This is a genomic window from Mesorhizobium sp. P2_D1, from assembly GCF_056404455.1.
Genome location: NZ_JBFUDZ010000175.1, coordinates 1 through 699 on the forward strand (window position 1 = coordinate 1; position 699 = coordinate 699).

Consider the following 699-nt stretch of genomic DNA (forward strand, 5'->3'; position numbering starts at 1 on the left):
ATGCTGCCGTTGTGGACTTCCATTCTGGTGCGCACCTATGGCTGGCTGGTGCTGTTGCGGCGCGATGGCCTGATCAACGCGGCTTTGACGGGCTCAGGCCTGACAGCTGAGCCATTGCCGCTGGTCTACAACTTCACGGGAACGCTGATCGGCATGGTCCACTACATGCTGCCGCTCTTTCTGCTGCCTGTTTATGCCGCGATGCGCGATATCGACGCAAACCTCGTCCGCGCATCGGCGAGCATGGGCGCCACGCTCGGGCAAACGATCCGCACGGTCATTCTGCCCCTTTCGGCCGGCGGCATCTTCTCGGGTTCGATCATCGTCTTCATCTACACCATAGGGTTTTTCATCACGCCGGCTGTGCTTGGCGGCGGCAAGGTAAATCCTCTTTCCACCCGGATCGAGCGCACGCTGTCGACCTTCCAGGATTGGGGCTCGGCGAGCGTCCTGGGCATTCTGCTCCTAGTTCTTATGGCGTTGGTGGGGGTGATGTTCCTGGCGGCGCGCCGACTGATGGCGCGCAACAAATTCGGTACGGCCCATGCTTGAAGCCTATCCGGACAACCGGCTGGCCCGCATCCTCCTGTGGAGCTTTTGCGCGCTCGTAATGGCGTTCCTGATGCTGCCGACGCTGGTCGTCGTTCCGCTGTCCTTTTCGGCGTCCAATCTTCTCGAGTTCCCACCGCGCGCATACTC

At 61.1% G+C, this 699-nt stretch carries 1 protein-coding gene; it reads left to right on the forward strand.

Annotated features, from left to right (window positions below; all coding sequences use genetic code 11):
• Nucleotides 1-552: ABC transporter permease (locus AC1D0I_RS32820; protein ID WP_477400221.1), on the forward strand; the 552-nt coding region annotated here is incomplete at its 5' end.
• Between the last annotated feature and the right edge of the window lie 147 nt (nucleotides 553-699).